Annotated in this window: 18 protein-coding genes; 3 read left to right on the plus strand and 15 right to left on the minus strand. The window is 68.4% G+C overall.

Annotated features, from left to right (window positions below; all coding sequences use genetic code 11):
- Positions 1 to 33 precede the first annotated feature (33 nt).
- A complete protein-coding gene (locus FHY09_RS12720; protein WP_166927266.1) occupies positions 34 to 951 on the plus strand; it encodes a LysR substrate-binding domain-containing protein in 918 nt (305 codons plus the stop codon).
- Positions 952 to 954: 3 nt separating this feature from the next.
- Here FHY09_RS12720 and FHY09_RS12725 read toward each other — a convergent pair whose 3' ends face one another.
- From FHY09_RS12725 to arfB, 6 genes are all read right to left on the minus strand, one after another.
- The gene (locus FHY09_RS12725) at positions 955 to 1,095 is read right to left on the minus strand and encodes a hypothetical protein (protein ID WP_166927267.1); all 141 of its coding nucleotides are present in this window, start codon (positions 1,093 to 1,095) and stop codon (positions 955 to 957) included.
- A gap of 54 nt (positions 1,096 to 1,149) precedes the next feature.
- Positions 1,150 to 2,409, minus strand: a complete 1,260-nt coding sequence (locus FHY09_RS12730) for an MFS transporter (RefSeq protein WP_456362809.1) — start codon at positions 2,407 to 2,409, stop codon at positions 1,150 to 1,152.
- 155 nt (positions 2,410 to 2,564) lie between these two features.
- Positions 2,565 to 3,011 (minus strand): type II 3-dehydroquinate dehydratase, encoded by a 447-nt coding sequence (locus FHY09_RS12735; RefSeq protein WP_166927268.1) that lies wholly within the window; start codon positions 3,009 to 3,011, stop codon positions 2,565 to 2,567.
- A 149-nt stretch (positions 3,012 to 3,160) separates the two neighbouring features.
- A complete protein-coding gene (gene dcp, locus FHY09_RS12740) occupies positions 3,161 to 5,332 on the minus strand; it encodes a peptidyl-dipeptidase Dcp (protein WP_166927269.1) in 2,172 nt (723 codons plus the stop codon).
- 113 nt (positions 5,333 to 5,445) lie between these two features.
- Complete coding sequence (locus FHY09_RS12745; RefSeq protein ID WP_456362810.1) at positions 5,446 to 6,048, minus strand: lysophospholipid acyltransferase family protein; 603 nt, start codon at positions 6,046 to 6,048, stop codon at positions 5,446 to 5,448.
- A gap of 3 nt (positions 6,049 to 6,051) precedes the next feature.
- On the minus strand, positions 6,052 to 6,483 hold the full coding sequence (arfB, locus tag FHY09_RS12750; RefSeq protein WP_166927443.1) for an alternative ribosome rescue aminoacyl-tRNA hydrolase ArfB: 432 nt from the start codon (positions 6,481 to 6,483) through the stop codon (positions 6,052 to 6,054).
- A gap of 100 nt (positions 6,484 to 6,583) precedes the next feature.
- Between arfB and FHY09_RS12755 the strand changes: the two genes are divergently transcribed.
- Positions 6,584 to 7,132 carry a DUF2059 domain-containing protein gene (locus tag FHY09_RS12755; RefSeq protein ID WP_456362811.1) on the plus strand — a complete coding sequence of 183 codons (549 nt, stop codon included), beginning with the start codon at positions 6,584 to 6,586 and terminating at the stop codon, positions 7,130 to 7,132.
- Positions 7,133 to 7,252: 120 nt separating this feature from the next.
- On the opposite strand, the gene FHY09_RS12760 is transcribed toward FHY09_RS12755, so the two are convergent.
- The 6 genes from FHY09_RS12760 to oleC form a co-directional block, all read right to left on the minus strand.
- On the minus strand, positions 7,253 to 7,996 hold the full coding sequence (locus FHY09_RS12760) for a pseudouridine synthase (RefSeq protein ID WP_166927271.1): 744 nt from the start codon (positions 7,994 to 7,996) through the stop codon (positions 7,253 to 7,255).
- Positions 7,993 to 9,648 (minus strand): ubiquinone biosynthesis regulatory protein kinase UbiB, encoded by a 1,656-nt coding sequence (gene ubiB, locus FHY09_RS12765; RefSeq protein ID WP_166927272.1) that lies wholly within the window; start codon positions 9,646 to 9,648, stop codon positions 7,993 to 7,995. Before ubiB ends, FHY09_RS12760 begins: the two co-directional genes overlap by 4 nt.
- Positions 9,645 to 10,280, minus strand: a complete 636-nt coding sequence (locus FHY09_RS12770) for an SCP2 sterol-binding domain-containing protein (protein ID WP_166927273.1) — start codon at positions 10,278 to 10,280, stop codon at positions 9,645 to 9,647. The genes ubiB and FHY09_RS12770 overlap by 4 nt, the downstream gene beginning before the upstream one ends.
- A 163-nt stretch (positions 10,281 to 10,443) precedes the next feature.
- Positions 10,444 to 10,599, minus strand: coding sequence for a DUF1328 domain-containing protein (locus FHY09_RS12775; protein WP_166927274.1), 156 nt, complete (start codon positions 10,597 to 10,599; stop codon positions 10,444 to 10,446).
- Positions 10,600 to 10,660: 61 nt separating this feature from the next.
- Complete coding sequence (oleD, locus tag FHY09_RS12780; RefSeq protein ID WP_166927275.1) at positions 10,661 to 11,671, minus strand: 2-alkyl-3-oxoalkanoate reductase; 1,011 nt, start codon at positions 11,669 to 11,671, stop codon at positions 10,661 to 10,663.
- The gene (gene oleC / locus FHY09_RS12785; protein WP_166927276.1) at positions 11,668 to 13,326 is read right to left on the minus strand and encodes an olefin beta-lactone synthetase; all 1,659 of its coding nucleotides are present in this window, start codon (positions 13,324 to 13,326) and stop codon (positions 11,668 to 11,670) included. Before oleC ends, oleD begins: the two co-directional genes overlap by 4 nt.
- Before the next feature lie 100 nt (positions 13,327 to 13,426).
- Here oleC and FHY09_RS12790 point away from each other — a divergent pair, with 100 nt between their 5' ends.
- Positions 13,427 to 13,780: a YkgJ family cysteine cluster protein gene (locus tag FHY09_RS12790; protein ID WP_166927277.1), complete on the plus strand. Its 354-nt coding sequence runs from the start codon at positions 13,427 to 13,429 to the stop codon at positions 13,778 to 13,780.
- 28 nt (positions 13,781 to 13,808) lie between these two features.
- Here FHY09_RS12790 and FHY09_RS12795 read toward each other — a convergent pair whose 3' ends face one another.
- From FHY09_RS12795 to FHY09_RS12805, 3 genes are all read right to left on the minus strand, one after another.
- Complete coding sequence (locus FHY09_RS12795) at positions 13,809 to 14,702, minus strand: alpha/beta fold hydrolase (protein WP_166927278.1); 894 nt, start codon at positions 14,700 to 14,702, stop codon at positions 13,809 to 13,811.
- Positions 14,703 to 14,765: 63 nt separating this feature from the next.
- Positions 14,766 to 15,782 (minus strand): 3-oxoacyl-ACP synthase III, encoded by a 1,017-nt coding sequence (locus tag FHY09_RS12800; protein ID WP_166927279.1) that lies wholly within the window; start codon positions 15,780 to 15,782, stop codon positions 14,766 to 14,768.
- 101 nt (positions 15,783 to 15,883) lie between these two features.
- Positions 15,884 to 16,201 carry a DUF4156 domain-containing protein gene (locus FHY09_RS12805; protein ID WP_166927280.1) on the minus strand — a complete coding sequence of 106 codons (318 nt, stop codon included), beginning with the start codon at positions 16,199 to 16,201 and terminating at the stop codon, positions 15,884 to 15,886.
- Between the last annotated feature and the right edge of the window lie 91 nt (positions 16,202 to 16,292).

Below are 16,292 nucleotides of genomic sequence, written 5' to 3' on the forward strand. Positions count from 1 at the left end.
TGCTCGGCCGCCGCACGCGCTCATAATGCGGGCATGTCGCTCGAACTCCGCCACCTCCGCTATTTCCTCGCCGTGGCCGATACGCTGCATTTCGGCCAGGCCGCCGAGCGCCTCGGCATGTCCCAGCCGCCGCTCAGCCAGCAGATCCGCCAGCTCGAACAGCTCCTGGGTGCGCAGTTGTTCGTGCGCAGCCATCGCCGGGTGCAGCTCACCGAAGCGGGCGAGCGGCTGCAGCAGCGCGCGCGCTCGATCCTGCAGCAGATCGACGGTGCGGTGGAGGAAGTGCAGCGCGTCCAGCGCGGCGAAGTGGGCGAGCTGCATATCGGCCTGACCCGCGCCACGCCGCTGGTACCGCAGATTCCGCAGGCGATCTTCGGTTACCGCGAACGCTACCCGCAGGTGCGCCTGCAGCTGCGCGAGATGAACACCCTGCAGCAGATCGACGCCCTGCTGGAAAAGCGCCTGGACGTGGGCATCATCCGCCGCCGCACCCTGCCGCCGGAACTTGTCGCGCGCACGCTGTTCACCGATCCGCTGGCGCTGGTGCTGCACCGCGGCCACCCGGCACTGCGCGGGCAGGATCCGGGCACCGCGGTGCTGGCGCTGGAGCAGTTCGCGCACGAACCGTTCGTCGGCTTCCACCGCAGCGTGGGGGCCGGCATCCATGACCAGATGATCGCCCTGTGCGCGGCCGCCGGCTTCACCCCACGCATCGTGCAGGAGGCCGGTGAGGCGTCCACGCTGATCAGTCTGGCCGCCGCGGGGCTGGGCGCTGCGATCCTGCCGGCCTCGTGTGACCACATCCAGGTGGACGGCGCATGCTTCGTGACCCTGTCCGACCGGGGCGCACACTCGGAAGTCCAGCTGGCCTGGCGCGCGGAAGGGGTGACCCCGCTGATCCGCCACTTCACTGCCCTGCTGATCACAGGCTTCGGGCGATCGCCAGGCTGAGGCTCAGCGCTGCGGGCGATCAACGCGCCCGGCGTACCAGACCCGCTTGACCACCCAGGTCACGGCAGCCACGACTGCCAGCAGCGCGCCCAGAGCGATCACGCCGAACAGCAGCAACATCGTCGTAGAAAGCAGGCTTCCCATGAGGCATCGTCCTTGAAGCGGGGCAGGCCTGCGAGCCTACCATGCACCTTCCGCTCACGACTGGCGCTGCATCGCCGGGTGCCGCCACAGCCGCCCGGCGATGGCCGCACCGAGCAGGGTCAGCGCACCGGTGGCGAGGCACACGCCGGTCCAGTCCCAGGCGGTATAGGCCAATCCACCCAGCGCACCGAGTACGCTTGAGCCCAGGTAGTAGGCGAACAGGTACAGCGCGGAGGCTTCGGCGCGGCTGCTGCCGGCGCGGCTGCCCACCCAGCTGCTTGCCACCGAATGCCCGCCGAAGAACCCGAAGGTGACCAGCGCGATGCCGATCGCCATGGCGCCCAGCCACGGCAGGGCCAGCAGCACGATGCCGGCGGCGATCAACGCGTAGCAGACCGACAGCACGCGCCCGCGCCCGTGCCGCAGGGCCTGCTGTCCCATCCAGGCCGAGCTGAAGGTGCCCACCAGGTACACGCTGAAGATGAGACCGACGACGGTCTGGCTGAGGCGGTAGGGCGCGGCCAGCAGGTGATAGCCCAGGTAGTTGTAGAGGGTGACGAACACGCCCATGAGCAGGAAGGCGGTGGCGAACAGCCACGGCAGTCCGGGATCGGCGAACAGCTGCCGCCAGCGCGCCGGGAGTTCACGCAGGCCCCCGCGCCGGCTGCGGAAGTGCCGCGACGGCGGCAGCTGCATCCACAGCAGCAGCGTGCTGGCCACCGCGATCAGCGACACCACGCCGATGCCCCAGCGCCAGCCCCAATGGTCGGCGACGATGCCCGCGATCAGCCGCCCGCTCATGCCTCCCACGGCATTGCCGCCGATGTACAGCCCCATCGCCAGGCCCATCGCGCGGCTGTCCATTTCCTCCACCAGGTAGGTCATCGCCACCGCCGGCACACCGCTGAGGGTCACCCCGAGCAGCGCACGCAGCAGCAGCAGCGTGGTCCAGTCGCTCACCAGCGCGCTGGCCGCGGACAGCACGGTGGAGGCCAGCAGCGCCGTGATCATGACGTTGCGGCGACCCACCCGATCGGAGAGCAGCCCGGCCACCAGCATCATCACCGCCAGCAGGCCCGTGCTCAGCGAAAGGGCCAGCGCACTGTTGGCCGCCGATACGCCGAAGTGGCGGCTGAACTCCGGCAGCAGCGGCTGCACGGTGTAGAGCAGGCCGAAGGTGGAGAACCCGGCAAGAAACAGCGCGATGGCCGTACGCCGGAACGCGGGAGTGCCCTGTTCAATATGGGTGGGCGCGCCCATGGCGCGTGCCTGCCCGCCCGGTTCATTGTCCAGCGTGACGGTGGTGCCGTTCATCGAAACAGGACCGCGGTGCGCGCGGTCATCACTCAGTGGGGAGGCCTCCAGCGTAGGCGCGGCAGGCAAGTCGATCCATAACCTGACCGAACCGGATTGATATCTCCTGCGACTGGATGACCCCGGCATCCGCACGCCGGCCGCGCCTCACGTGCTCACGTGCCCACGTGCACGCGTGCGCCCTGCTCGGCCAGGCCGAGGTGATCGAGCGCGATATCCAGCGCCAGCACATAGCTCTGCGCCCCGTACCCGGACGCCACCCCCAGACGTTGGCCGACGCCTGCCGGCAGCCAGGGTTCCTGCACCACGCCTTCGGCGTGCACCTCCACATAGGCGTTGTGCAGGTGGGGCAGAAGGTCATGCAGGCGGGCACTGTGCGCGCAGGCCCCCGGGTCCAGCAGGGTCACCTCGCCGCGGGCATGGTCGGCCACGCGCAGTGCATCGAGAAGTTCCTGCTCCGAGCCGCAGGCCCGGATGGCCACGCTGGTGCCCGCATCGATCGCGCGATGGACAAGGGATTTCAGTACCGGCCCCGGCAGCGGCGAGGCGGTCCGGATCAGCGCGCCGGTGGCACCGGGGCCGCGGATGATGAAGATCGACATGAGGGTCAACGGAGGCAAGCGCCCTGCGGCGCGGTAGCGCTACGATGCGCGCGGTGCGCGTAAAGCCGCCATGCGCAACAGGGCGGGACGACGTAAAGACTGCGTCGTCCCGCCACGGTCTCCCCCCACCGGCCGGGGCCGGCCCGGCCTTACTTCAGGCCACGGAACTCCAGCAGCGGCTCCACCGAGGGGTCCTTGCCGCGGAAATCGCGGTAGAGCTGGCTCAGCTCCACGCTGTTGCCGCGCGAGAGCACCTTGTCGCGGAACTGCTGGCCATTGGCCGCGGTGAGCCCGCCGTTCTCGGTGAACCACTGGAACGCGTCGTGGTCCAGCACCTCGGCCCAGAAATAGGCGTAGTAACCGGCCGAGTACCCACCGCCCCAGATGTGGTCGAAGTAGGTGGTGCGGTAACGCGGCGGTACCTGCGGCAGGTCCACCTTGTACTTCTTCAGTGCGGCGGCCTCGAAGGCGTCCACGTCCTGCAGCGGGGCGTCAGCCTTCTGCGTGTGCCAGGCCAGGTCGAGCAGCGCGGCCGAAAGGTACTCGGTGGTCGCATAGCCCTGGTTGAAACTGCGTGCCTTGAGGATCTTGTCGACCAGTTCCTGCGGCATCGGTTCGCCGGTCTTGTAGTTCTTGGCGTAGTTGGCGAAGACCTTCGGATCCAGCGCCCAGTGCTCGTTGAACTGCGAAGGGAACTCGACGAAATCGCGGGAGGTGGCGGTGCCGGCGATCGAGGGATACTTCACGTTGGAGAACATGCCGTGCAGCGCGTGGCCGAACTCATGGAACAGCGTGGTCACATCATCAAAGCTCAGCAACGCGGGCTGGCCGGCGGCAGGCTTGGTGAAGTTGGCCACGTTGTACACCACCGGCTTGGCCCCGGTGAGTCCGTCCTGTTCGACGAACACGTCCATCCAGGCGCCGCCGGACTTGCTGTCACGCTTGAAGTAGTCGGTGTAGAACAGCGCCAGCGAGGTGCCGTCCTTGTCGAACACCTCGTACACCTTCATGTCCGCATGGTAGGTCGGGATGTCGGTGCGCTGCTTGAAGGTGATGCCGTACAGCTGCGTGGCGGCATAGAAGACGCCGTTCTGCAGCACGTTGTCGAGCTCGAAATAGGGCTTGATCTGCGCTTCGTCAAGATCGTACTTCGCCTTGCGCACCTGCTCGGCGTAGAAGTCCCAATCCGAAGCGGCCACCTTGAAACCGCCGGTCTTCGACGCTGCGCTCTGTGCGTCGATGACCTTCTGGATCTCGCCCGCTTCGGCGCGCGCCTTGGCGGTGGCCGCCGGCACCGTGTCGGTGAGCAGCTTGAGCGCGGCAGCCGGGGTCTTGGCCATCTGGTCGCCCAGGTTGTAGTCGGCGTAGGTCTCGAAACCGAGCAGCCTGGCCTTCTGCGCGCGCAGCTGCGCCAGGCGCTGCACGGTCTGCCGGGTATCGTTGGCATCGCCCCTCTCGGCACGCGTTTCCGATGCCTTCAGTACCGCTGCACGCTGCTCGCGGTCGCTCAACGAACCGAGCACCGGCTGCTGCGTGGTGTTCTGCAACGGCAGCAGGAACTTGCCATCGAGCTTGCGCGCCGTGGCGTCGGCCGCCGCAGTGGCGATGGCATCTTCGCTCAGCCCGGCCAGCTTCGCCTTGTCATCCACCACCACCGCACCGGCGGCGGTCGCCGCGACCAGGCGGGTGTGGAACTGCGTGGCCAGCGTGGTCTCCTCGACGTTGAGCTTGCGCAGGCTGGCCTTGTCGGCATCGTCGAGCTGTGCGCCGGCACGGACCAGGCCATCGTAGTAGTGTTCGACCAGGCGCTTCTGCACCGGGTCCAGCTGCAGTGTTTCGCGCTGGTCGTACAGCGTCTTGACCCGGGCGAACAGCTTCGGATCCAGATTGATCTCATCCTGGTGCGCGGCCAGCTTCGGGGCCACTTCTTCCTGGATGGCCTGGCGTGCTTCGTTGGTATCGGCCTGGACCAGGCCGAAGAAGATGCGCGAGACACGGCCCAGCGTTTCGCCACTGCGCTCCAGCGCCAGGATGGTGTTGTCGAAGGTCGGCGGTTCGGTGCTGCCGGTGATGCGCTGCACTTCTTCCAGGTGCTGGCGCATGCCCTCGTTGAAGGCGGGCAGGTAGTCGCTGTCCTTGATGCGGTCGAACGGCGGCGCCTGGAACGGCAGGCTGCTGGCGGTCAGCAACGGATTGGTGGATGCATCCGCCGGCTGCGGGGCCGGCGTCGGGGAGGCTTCGGACACGGGGGTGGACTCCTTGCCGGAACAGGCCGCCAGCGCAAGGCTGATGGCGGCGGCCAGAATGACGGTACGCGACATTGATCGGGCTCCTGGGGGGCAACCTGACGTGGTTGCCAGCCCGTCACCCTACTCCGCCTGCGGCGCCCCGGCATGTGCTGTTCGTGGCGCCTGCGCTGCCGCGCCTTGGCCGCTCAGACCGTGCCGCGGGTCTTGCCGACCCAGGGTCGGTACCATTCACGGATCGCCGCCATGTCAGCCGCGTCATTGCCGGTCGCCTGGAACAGGGGACCGAAGCCGATCGTCTTGTCCGGGTAATGGAAGTAGGCGGCCAGGATCGGCACATCCGCCATCCGCGCGATTTTCAGGAAGCCCGCCTTCCAGTGCGTGACCTTCTTGCGCGTGCCTTCCGGGGTGATCGCATACCACATGCGGTCGGAGCGGCGGATCACCGCGACGGCCTGCTCCACCGTACCCTGCGGCGAGCTGCGGTCCAAGGGGATCACGCCGAGCTTGCGCAGCAGCGGACCCAATGGCCACCAGAACAGCGAGGCCTTGCCCAGCACGCGCACGTCCAGGCCCAGCGCCAGCTTCACCGCCATGCCCCAGTACCCGTCCCAGTTGGAGGAATGCGGGGCGATGATCATCACCAGCTTGGGAACGTCGGGCAGCGTGCCCACCACTTTCCACCCGCGCAGGCGCAGTACGCTGCGCGCCAGCCAGCGCAGGAAGCCGTTCGGTCTGGTCTGCGGCATGTTCGGCGGCACCGCCGGCAGCAGTGATGAAGGTTGGTTCAAGGCTTACTCCCAGTTGCGGGTGGTGCGACCGCGCTTGACCTGCGCGCGGCCCTTCTTGGCGTCGAGTCGACGCAGCGTCGACCCGTAGGTGGGCTTGGTGGCTTTGCGCGGCTTGGGCACGCTCAGCCCGGCACGGATGAACTCGGCCAGGCGTTCGCGCGCATCCTCGCGGTTGCGGTCCTGGGTGCGGAAGCGCTGCGCGTCGATCACCAGCACGCCCTCACCGGTCACGCGGCGGTCGCGTCGCGCAAGCAGCCGTGCCCGCAACGGCTCGGGCAGCGACGGCGAGCCGGCGAGATCGAACCGCAGTTCCACCGCCGTGGAGACCTTGTTGACGTTCTGCCCGCCGGCGCCACTGGCGCGCACGAACCGCTCGACGAGCTCGTCGTCGGGGATCGTCAGCTGCGGCGAAACAGTCACTGGTCCATTGCCCATGGGCGCATTGTAGCCGCAGCAGGTGAGCATGCGGTTGCCAACAAGGGGGCTTCAACCGCGATCAGGGGGGCAACACGCCGCCTTCGCCCGTAACGGCGCTATGCTGCGTCAAACACCTACAGGACGTCCCCGCATGATCCGCTTCCCTGCCCGCCTTCGCCGCACCGCTCTGCTGCTCGTTCTTGCCGTGGCCAGCGCCCCGGCGTGGGCTGCACCGCCGACCGACGGCGACATCAACCGGCTGCTGTCCGCTTCGCGTGCGCAGGCGATGCTGGATTCCATGTTGCCGCAGATCGAGCAGATGCAGCGCCAGCAGTTCGAACAGGCCGCGCGCGATCGCCAGCTCACGCCACAGCAGCAGGAACAGCTCAAGCGGATCCAGGCGCGTACCCAGCAGACCCTGCGCCAGGCGCTGTCATGGCAGCAGCTGCGTCCGATGTACGTGGACCTGTACAAGCAGACCTTCAGCAAGGAAGACGTGCTGGCGATGGCCGAATTCTACGAGAGCTCGGCCGGGCAGAGCCTGCTGGACAAGACGCCGGCACTGATGCAGAACGTGATGGTGGCGATCCAGACACGCATGCAGCCGCTGTTCGCGGACCTGCAGAAGGACCTGGAGACGATCGTCAACGAGCCGGCCGCGAAGTAACGGCGACCGAGCGGCTGGCCCCGCGTGGTGGGCCCACTTACCTGGGCTGGCCGGGCGCTGGGAACCCGTGGGCGGCGGCAGAAGCGGTGTCCTGCTGGCCTCGCTTCGCGCCAAGGGGCGTCATGCAATGGTCCAGCCGAACAGGTCCAGGGCTTTCTGGAAGCCGGCATCCACCGGGGCGCGGACGTCCACGAGCGCACCCTGCGGATGCGGAAAGCGCAGGCGCTCGGCATGCAGCAGCATGCGGTGCACGCCCTGCATGCGGAAGGTGCGGTTGTGCCGGCCATCGCCGTGGCTGGTGTCGCCGATCATGTGGTGCGAGAGATGCTTGAGGTGGCGGCGGATCTGCCGGAAGCGCCCGGTCTGCGGCTGGCAACGCAGCAGGGCGTAGCGTGAGGTGGCGAAGTCCCCGCTGGGGACCTGCAGTTCGCCGCGTTCCAGGCACTGGAAATCAGTGACCGCAGGTTTCTTGACCGGCTTGCCCGGGCCACCGTCCAGATCATGTTCGACGCGCCAGGTGTCTTCCGCCGGCCAGCCACGGCAGACCGTCAGGTAGTCCTTGTCCACCTCGCCGGCCATCAACGCCTTGCCCAGCGTGCTTGCCGTTTCGCGGTCGAAGGCCAGCAGCAGGCAGCCGCTGGTGGCGCGGTCCAGGCGGTGGACGAGGAAGATCGGCCGACCCAGCTGATCGCGCAGCCGGTCGGCCAGGAAATCATCCTCGCCGCGCGCCAGCTTGCTGTCATGGACCATCAGCCCTGCCGGCTTGTTCACCACCGCCAGCCAGTCGTCCAGGTGCAGCAGCTGCAGGGGTTCGTGCACGACGGCGGTGGCGTCGTCCTCTACCTGCGCGGCAGCGGTGCTCATTTCCACCACGCACGCACCAGGGCGAACACGCCCACCGTGCCGGAAATCCAGGCCCACACCGGCGCATCACCGAAATACCAGCCAGGCGGCTGCAGCACGTACATCAGCGCGGCGATGGCCAGCAGGCCGACGCCGGTGATCGCGCCCACGGCATGGCGCTGCAGGCGCTGCACGCTGCCTTCCAGCGCGACCAGGTCACGCGAGCGCATCGACAGTTCGTGCCGGCCTTCCACCTGCTGGCTCAGCCATGCATGCACCAGGCGCGGCATGTCCGGGGCCTGGGTCATGATCTCCGGCACGCGCTTGCCGATCTCGCGCAGCACCCGGCGCGGGCTGTAGCGCTCGCGCAGGATCTTCGCCAGCACCGGGCGTGCCACGGCCCAGATGTCGATGTCCGGATCCAGCTGGCGGCCGACGCCTTCGATGTTGAGCAGGGTCTTCTGCAGCAGGATCAGCTGTGGCTGCAGCACCAGCTGGTAGCGCTGCGCCACGCGGAACAGCTTCATCAGCACTTCGGCCAGCGAGATCTGCGACAGCGGGCGGGTGAAGTACGGCTCGCACACCGAACGCACGGCCGCTTCCAGTTCGTCCACGCGCACGTGGTCGGGCATCCAGCGGGCCTGCACGTGCAGTTCGGCGATGCGGCGGTAATCGCGGTTGAAGATGGCCATGAAATTCTCGGCCAGGTAGTACTGATCTTCCTGCGAGAGCTGGCCCATGATGCCGAAGTCCAGCGCGATGAAACGCGGGTTGCTCCGGCGCAGCGGATCGGCGTCCACCCAGATGTTGCCGGCATGCGCATCGGCGTGGAAGAAGTTGTCCCGGAACACCTGCGTGTAGAACAGCCGCACGCCCTTGGCGGCCAGCGCCACACGGTCGATGCCTGCACGGTCCAGGGCCACGATGTCATCGGACGGAATGCCCCACACCCGCTCCAGCGTCAGCGCGCGCTCGGCGGTGTGGCTCCAGATCACTTCAGGCACGTAGAGGTCGTCGGAGTTCTCCCAGAACCGCCGCAGCACGCTGGCGTTGGCACCTTCGCGCTGCAAGTCGAGCTCGGCGGCCAGGGTGTTCTCGATCTCGGCCACCACCTCGCGCGGTCGGATCTTGTCGGCACGCGGGTGGGTGCGTTCGACCAGCGTGGCCAGCGAGTTCAGCAGTGCGATGTCGGCGACGATCTGCTTTTCGATGTCCGGCCGCAGCACCTTGACCACCACCTGCCGCCCGCCGACCAGCGTGGCCGCATGCACCTGGGCGATCGATGCCGAGGCCAGTGGTTCGGTCTCGAAGCTGGCGAACGCCTCGCTGACCGGCAGGCCCAGCGCGGACTCCACGATCAGGCGCGCCGCCTGCCCGTCGAAGGGTTTGACACGGTCCTGCAGCAGGGTCAGCTCGACCGCCACGTCCGGCGGCACCAGATCGCGCCGGGTCGAAAGGATCTGCCCGAACTTGACGAAGATCGGTCCCAGGTCCTGCAGCGCCAGCCGCAGCCGGGCGCCGCGGGACTGGGCCGCGATGGCCGCCGAGGCACGCGGGACGAACGGCTTGGCCAGGCGCAGCCAGCGCTCGGCCGGCGTGCCCTGCAGCAGGTCATCCAGGCGGTAACGGAGAATGATGCGACCGATGCGGGCGGCCCGCAGCAGCGCCTTCATGCGGCACCCCGCAGGCGCTGCACGCGGGCGACCAGGCGCTCGACATCATCGCGCAGCACGTCCACGTCATCGTGGAAGGCCTCCAGTTCGGCGCGCGACACCACGTCGCGGGACTCTTCGGTGATGAACTCGGCGGCACTGTGCGCCAGGTCACCGGCGCCACGGCGCGCGGTCTGCAGCGCCGCACGCAGCGCATGCGCGATCTGTACACCCAGCACCTCGCCGAAGACCCGCACGAACGGCAGCTGCCAGTCCGGATCGAATCCCTTGGCCAGCTGCTGCAGCCGGCGCGCCAGTTCGGCATCGCCTGCCACCCGCACGCGGCCTGCCGCCGCATCAGCCTGGCGCCGCGCGGCGGCGAGCATCGGGAGCTGCGCCAGTACACCGGCGAGCGTGCTGCGCACGGCCAGGTCGGCTTCGCGGTGGTCCACCGGCCCCACCTCCAGCTGCTGCCCGTGCACGCTGATGCGCATGGCCAAGGCCGGCGCCTCCAGCGTGAGGTCGATATGCCGGCCATCCAGCGCGGTCAGCGCCTGGCGCGTATCGGGATCGAGTGCGAGCGCGCGGTTGAGCGCGGTCTGCAGGGCACGGCCGGCAACCGGCTTGAGCGATTTGAGCAGGGAAAGAGCCATGCGCCGCATTCTACCGGCTACGGTGCGGTGATGACCGGCCATCGCGGCACCGACGCGGTGCCCGGCACGCTGTGGACAGTGCGCCGGGCAAAAAGAAAGCCGGGCAACACGTGCCCGGCTTTGCTGGTGCAGTCGTGCCGGACGGGCCGGCCACTGCGATGCGTCAGGCGCGCTTGCGGAACATCGAGATCACCGCCAGCACCAGGAACACCACGAACAGGATCCATGCGATGTTGGTGGCAGCACCGGCGATACCCGAGAAACCGAGCACGGCAGCGATGATGGCGATGACGAAAAAGATGATTGCATAGTGCAGCATGGCGATCCTCGCGGAAGTGGGGCCGGGTTGGCGTGGGGCCATACTCCCGCGTGGCCGGTGTTCAGGAAGTGATGGCCGGCTCGAGAACGGATGAATCCTTCAGCCGGGTGAGGCCCTCGTCAATGGAGATCTGCGGCACGTAGCCAAAATCGCGGCGTGCGGGCGCCATGCTGTACCAGTGCGGCGTGCACAGTTGTTCGGCGAGGAAACGGGTCAACGGGGGCTCGCCCGGAAGGCGCAGCAGCGGCCACAGGCGCTCGCTGACGGCGCCGATGCGATAGGCCATGGCGAAGCTGATGTGCCTGCGCACCGGCGGCGCACCGACGGCCGCCAGCAGCTTGTTGAGCAGCTCACGCATCGGCAGCGGCTCGCCGTTGGAGATGAAATAGGCCTTGCCCGCACACGCCGCGCCAGGTGACAGCGCCTCCAGCGCGAGAAAGTGCGCGAGCGCGGCGTTGTCGATGTAGGTGGTGTCGACGAGGTTGGTTCCATCCCCCACCAGGCGCAGGCGACCGGCGCGCGAACGTTGCGCCAGCCGCGGCACGAGCTGCTGGTCACCCGGTCCCCAGATCAGCCGGGGGCGCAGTGCGATGGTGGCCAGGGTGGCATCGTTGGCCGCCAGCACGCGCTGCTCGGCGATGGCCTTGGTCGCCGCGTAGGGCGCCTGGAAATCCTCGCCGTAGGGCACCTCGTCCGCGCCGAGGCCTTCCACCGGATGGGTGGCGCGGTGGGTCACGCTGGGCGTGGAGGTGTAGACCAGTTTCGAAACCCCATGCGCGCGGCACGCAGCGAGCACGTTGTCCGTACCCACCACGTTGGCCAGGTGGTAGCTCTCGTAGCTGCCCCAGGCACCGGCCTTGGCTGCGTTGTGCAGCACCGCGTCCATGCCGCTGACCGCATGCAGCACGGCCTGGGCGTCGGCGAGGTCGCCCTGGATCTGGCCCACGCCCATCGCCTGCAGCGCCGCGTAATGCCCACGGTTGAAGCTGAGCACCTGGTGCCCACGCTCCACCAGGCCGGCACACAGCGCCTGTCCGAGGAAGCCTCCGCCCCCGGTCACGAGGATCTTCATGCGTGTTTCTCCAGTTCCAGCGCCGCCCACGCCGCCAGCTTCTCGCGGCCGATCTTGGCATTGTGCCGGATGTCCACGGGAAAGCCGGGGTGCACCAGGACGTGCTCCAGCCCGGCAGCGGGCGCATGCTCGCGCGCATGCGCGCGCAGCGTATCCAGCAACGCCGGCACGCTGCCGTGGCCACGTGCCGGTTCGACGCACAGCACCGGCACCTGCCGGCCGGGCGTACCCACACCCACCAGGGCCGAGCGCGCAACGCCGGGCACGGTGTTGAACACCGGCTCGAGCTGCTCGGTGTAGAGCGGACCGTGCGCGGTTTCCACGCGCTGGGTCTTGCGCCCGCAGAACCACAGGCGGCCCTGCGCATCGAAATAACCCACATCGCCCATGCGGTGCACGGTGCGCGTGCTGCCATCGGCCAGGCGTTCGGTGATCTTGGCGGCCGCGGTGGCCTGCGGCCGGTTGAAATAGGTATCCGTGGCGGTGGGTCCGGCCACGGTGATCTCGCCGATCTGGCCTTGCTCGAGCTCGCGTGCCTGGGACCAGTCCGCCAGCGGGCCATCGTCGATGGCGATGATGCGCACCTCGTTGGGCACCACCACGGTGCCCACGCAGGTCCCGGCACCGGCCTCGGTCGCCGCGCGCGTCTGCTCCAGCATGCGCCCTTCGATCACCGCCACCGGCAGGCATTCGGTTGCCCCGTAGGGGGTCCAGAACTGTGCGTCCGCCGGCAGCAGGCGGCGGATCTTCGCCACCACGTCCGGCGGCACCGGCGCCCCGGCCGAGGTCACGCGCATCACCCCCGGCAACGGTTGGCCATGCTCGGCCAGCACGCGCATCAGCGCCGGCGAGCCGAACAGCTGGGTCACGCCGAAGCGCCGGATCGCATCCAGCAACCGCCGCGGATCGGCCTGCGCCGGCCGCGTCGGGTCCATGTCCGGGATCACCGAGGTCAGGCCCAGCGCGGGATCGAACAGCGCGAACGGCGGGAAGGTGGGCAGGTCCACGCCGCCGGGCTGCATGCCGAAGGCGGTGCCGAGCAGGTCGATCTGGCCGACGAAGTGGCGGTGGCGGTAGACCACGCCCTTGGGCACGCCGGTGGAGCCGCTGGTGAACAGGATCGCGGCCATGTCCTCACCCCCGGTGTCGGCGAGCATCGGCCCGGTACCCGCACCGGCACGCTCCAGCGCCGCCAGCGTGGTGCCGCCCCAGCCCAGCCGACGCCCGACGGTCACCTGCCGCGTGGCACTGCCTGCCCAGCGCAGCGCCAGACGGGCCACGTGGGCCAGCGGAATGCCGATGAATGCCTGCGGCTGCGCTTCATCCAGGCACTGTTTCAACGCGCGCTTGTCGATGCCCGGGTCCACCAGCACCGGCACGGCGCCGATCTTGAACAACGCGAACATCAGCAGGAAGAACTCCGGCGAGGGCCGGACCATCACCACGGTACGCACGCCGCGGCCGATGCCGTAGGCCGACAGGCCGGCGGCCATGCAATCGCTGCGGGCATCGAGCTGGCGGTAATCGAGGGTGACATCGTAGGCGGCCAGGCCGTTGCCGGGATGGCGGCGGCCGGGGCAGCGGATGGCGATCTGGTCGGGGCGTTCGCGGGCCAGTCCGGGCAGCCGCGCGGCGATATTGCAGGGTCCGTTCATGCGTTCATTGTCGCCGCTTACGGAATTTCTTGCGCGCCGGGCTGCTTCGTGGAAAATCCGCACCTTCGTTCCAGTTCAAGTCCGCCCGAGGCGGCATCCCATGCAACACCCCTGCATGACCTGCGGCGCCTGCTGCACCCAGTACCGCGTCGCCTTTCACTGGATGGAATCGGACGAATTCACCCCCGGTGGCGTACCGCACCCGCTCACCGAAGTCCTTGATCCGCACCGCCTGTGCATGCGCGGCACGCATTCGGCGCCGGTACGCTGCGTCGCGCTGGATGCGCAGATCGGCGTGTACTCCCGCTGCACCATCCACCCCAACCGGCCCAGTGTCTGCCGCGAGGTGGATGCCTCATGGGAGCATGGCCGGCACAGCCCGCAGTGCGAGAAGGCGCGCATCGCCTACGGCCTGGACCCGCTGACCCCGGCGGACTGGCCCGCCCGGGGCTAGCGGTCTGCCTGGAGAGCGCGACGTCCGGTCAACGGATCGGGTTCGCGTCCAGGAACGCGCGGATCTGCGGCACCAGCACCTCGTGCTTGTCTTCCAGCACATAGTGGCCGGCATCTTCGAACGCGTGCACCTGCGCGGCCGGCAGCGCCGCGCGGAACCCGGCCAGGAAGTGGTGGTCGAACACGAAGTCGCGCAGGCCCCAGCCGATGAACGCCGGTCGGTCGGCGAAGGACGGCAGCGCCTTGCCCGCGCGTTCCAGCAGCGGCCAGGCGGCATCGGCCGGGCTCAGCGGAATGTCCTGCATGAAGCGGATGGTGCTGATCCGGTTGTCCCAGCTGTCATAGGGGGCCACGTAGGCACGGCGCACCTCGGCGGGCATGGCGCGGGCCACGCCGAAGCGCGAGGCCCCGGCCGAGAACGCGTTGAAGCGCCGGATGATCCACTCGCCCACCTTCCAGTGGCGCCCCAGCGCGATCTGCCACGGCATCTTCTTCGCCGCCGGCATCGGGAAGGCCGCGGTGTTGAGCACCACCAGGCGCTTGACCTGCTGGTGGTGCGACAGCGCCCAGCCGAAGCCGATCATGCCGCCCCAGTCATGCACTGCCAGCGTGACCGGGCCGGTGATGCCCAGATGGTTGAGCAGCGCGTCCAGATCCTCCACGCGCGATTGCAGCGTATAGGCGTAGCGGTCATCGGCCGGCTTGTCCGACAGCCCCATGCCGATGTGATCCGGCACGATGCAGCGATAACGGTCCGACAGCCCGGCCACGAGCGTGCGCCAGTAATAGCTCCACGACGGATTGCCATGGACCATCAGCACCACCTCGCCGTCGCGCGGGCCTTCGTCGATGTAGTTCATCGACACGCCGGGGCGCACATCGAGACGGTGGGTGATGGACGGGTAGCCGGGGAGTTCGCGCATGCGGTGCACCTGTGAAAAAGGGTCGGCAAGACCGACCCTCTGGAGTTCATCTGACGAAGCGGCTTACCAGACCACTTCGGCCATGGAGCAGTTCAGTCCCGAGCCGATGCCCAGCAGCGCGATCCGGTCGCCCTTCTTGAGCTTGCCGAGCTGCTTGAGCTTGCTCAGCACGATCGGCACCGAGGCCGGCCCGATGTTGCCGTGCTCGCCGAAGATGGTCATCACCTTCTTCGGATCGATGCCGAAGTTCTTGATGAACGCTGCGGTGTGCGGCTGGCTCACCTGGTGGATCACGAACTGGTCCAGTTCTTCCACCGCCCAGCCCAGCGCCACCCTGGCGGCGGTGAAGGTCTTCTGCGCGAGCTTGATGCCCTCGATCAGCAGCTGCCGGGTGTCGGTGACCATGCGGTCCAGGTTGCCCAGGCACAGCTGGTTCCATTCGGTGGCCGAACGGGTGACGCCGCCCTTGTAGCGGGGCGCGTCGGGCACCAGCTCGGTACGCGCCATCACCATGGCCGCCGCACCCGAACCGGTGGTCAGCGCTGCCAGTTCGTTGCGGAAATCATCGGCGGTGACGTCGGGCGCGGTCATGCGCTCCAGGGTTTTCTCGTAGACCAGGTTGGCGGTCTCCCCGTCCACCACCAGGGCGTAGTCAAGCTCACCGCGTTCGATCATGCGCGCGGCGATGTCCATGCCGTTGATGAAGGCCAGGCACGCGTTGGCGACGTCGAAGGTCACGCACTCCTCGCCCACCCCCAGGTTGCCCGAGACGATGCTGGCGGTGGAGGGTTCGAGATAATCGCGGCTGACGGAGGTGTTGATCACCAGGCCGATGCGATCGGCGCCGATGCCCGCATCCTCCAGCGCCTTGCGGGCGGCCATCGTGGCCGCGTCCGAGGCGAGCGTGCCGGGCTCCCAGAGGCGACGCGCGTGGATGCCGGCGATATCGCCGAGCACGTCGGTGCGGATGCCCAGGCGATCCAGCGTCGGCTGCAGGCGTTGATTGATTTCCAGTGTCGTCAGCGTGTGGGGCGCGTCGACATGCGCCAGGCCGGCGATCGAGACATTCGTGAAGAGCATCGAAGTAGCGCCAAGGCTCAGGCAAAAAGGGGCATCATTCTATAACCCCGGCGCCTGCACCGCACCTTTATCGATTCAGCTGCCTGCACAGGGCGCGCAGGTCAGCGCGGCGGGCACTGGAAGGCGGCGAAGCGCTGGCTGCCATCGGCCGGCGGCGCGGCGGCCTGCAGCGCATTGGCATTGGCGCTGGGCGCTTCATTGCGGGCCAGTGTTTCCAGCTCTTCCTGCACGCGCAGCGGGTTGCGGTTGTAGAAGCCCACCTTGTTCTTGACCGTCACCACCACCTCGCCGCGGGACTGGCAACCGGCCGGCACCGGACCGGCGGCAAGCACGCGCACGGTCTTGCCCGCCGGTTCGATCGGCACCCAGGTGCAGGCGGTGGCGCTGAGGATCAGGGCGGACAGCAGGATCAGGCGCATGGGCGGGTACCGGAAGGGGATGGGAGGATTGTGCCTGAACAGGCTGAATCGGGGGTGGCTGGTTGGCTTGCCGCGCCGGGGCGATGGGCCC

It is taken from the genome of Xanthomonas sp. 60 (assembly GCF_011761925.1).